A 1,623-nucleotide genomic window follows, 5' to 3' on the forward strand; every position below is an offset into this window, starting at 1 on the left:
CGAGCGCGAGCTGGAGGACCCATAGCAAGATGTTCATTGGGGGAGGCTACCATGCACGGAGCCACGAAGATGAAGCCAAAGAACACGATCTGCCTCTGGTTCGACAAGGACGCGCATGAGGCGGCGCGTTTTTACGCAGCGACGTTTCCGGATAGCAAAGTGACCGCCGTTCACAAGGCCCCTGGCGACTACCCAGGCGGCAAGCAGGGCGACGTGCTGACGGTAGAGTTCACGGTTCTGGGGATCCCCTGTCTAGGTCTCAACGGGGGGCCGACGTTCCAACACAGCGAGGCCTTCTCGTTCCAGGTGGCGACGGACAACCAGGAAGAGACGGACCGCTACTGGAACGCGATCGTCGGGAATGGCGGCGAGGAGAGCCAGTGCGGTTGGTGCAAGGACCGCTGGGGCCTCTCCTGGCAGATCACCCCGCGGGTGCTGACGGATGCGCTTTCGGCGGGTGGGGCGGAGGCCAAGCGCGCTTTCGAAGCGATGATGCCCATGAGGAAGATCGACGTCGCCGCGATCGAGGCGGCGCGGCGGGGGTGACGTTGTCCCGTCGGCTGTTCGGCGCCGTGGGCGCCGCCCTGCTGCTGCTCGCGGCCTTGGCCGCCTGTGGCGCCGACGATCTCGACCGTCCCAGTCCCGAACGCCGCGTCTATGATCTTGCGGGCGTTCTCACGACCGGGGAAGCGGCCGATCTCGAGGCCCGCGCGCGGACCGTCGATCAGCTCGGCCATCCCATCGTCATCTATCTCCACAAGAAGGACGCCAACTACGAGAAGACGGTCCGGGACGCGCGACGTCTCATGGAGGCCTGGGACGTGCAGTCGGCGGCCAATGCGCATGACGGTCTCGTTCTCCTCTTCAACGTCAAGCCCAGCGACCCGGCTCATGGGTCCTATGCTCTGGTTGCCGGGAAAGCGCTGATCGAGAGCCGTCTGCCCCAGTACGAGCTCGATCGGGTCGCGCACGCCATGCGACCTTCTCTGAGCGGGGGCCGCGTGGGTGGCGCCATCGCCGGTGCGCTCGACCAGATCGCGGGGGACCTCCGCCAGGGCCCGCCGCCTCCTCCGCCGCCCAGCGCGTCAGAGCGGTTGGCGAGCCAGATCGCCACGGGACTCCTCAGCCCGTTCAATCTGACCGCGATCCTGATCGCGGGCGTTGCGTTGTGGTTGACGGCGCGCGGGGGATCTCACGGGCGCCCCGCGCCCCAGGTCTCCTCGGCGGCAGAGCCTCCCTCGGGTCTTGCGCCCGCGCTCGCGGGCGCGCTCGCGACGGGCTACGTGGACGATGCCGACGTCGCCGCGACGATCCTGGACTTCGCCAAGAGGGGTGCTCTAGCCATCGAACCGGAGGGGAAGAAGCATGCGCGCATCCGCCTCATCGACGCATCCGTCGCGCGCCCCGGCTACGAGCGCCGCCTCTGGGAGATCCTGAAATCCCGCGCGAACGACGCGGGCATCATCACGAGCAAGCAGATGGCCAGGCTCCAGACCGATTGGAGCGAGGTCCGCGATGGGATCCGTCAGGATCTGGTCGCCCGCGGATGGCTCGACCCCGAGGCCGGCAGGCGCCGCCGGCCGCTTTTCCTCCGCGGCGTGGGCCTCGATCTCCTCGCCGTCG

At 68.0% G+C, this 1,623-nt stretch carries 2 protein-coding genes; both read left to right on the forward strand.

Features of this window, described 5'->3' with window-relative positions:
- Window positions 1-69 precede the first annotated feature (69 nt).
- Window positions 70-546: a VOC family protein gene (locus VE326_05310; protein ID HYJ32618.1), complete on the forward strand. Its 477-nt coding sequence runs from the start codon at window positions 70-72 to the stop codon at window positions 544-546.
- A partial coding sequence (locus tag VE326_05315) for a TPM domain-containing protein (GenBank protein ID HYJ32619.1) occupies window positions 543-1,623 on the forward strand: 1,081 nt, incomplete at its 3' end. The genes VE326_05310 and VE326_05315, both read left to right, overlap by 4 nt.

Source organism: Candidatus Binatia bacterium (assembly GCA_035631035.1).
GTDB lineage: Bacteria > Eisenbacteria > RBG-16-71-46 > SZUA-252 > SZUA-252 > DASQJL01.

What these genes read in the sequence shown, in the direction of transcription:
- VE326_05310 (HYJ32618.1), top strand. Translation starts at nt 70, where the DNA reads ATGAAGCCAAAGAACACGATCTGCCTCTGGTTCGACAAGGACGCGCAT.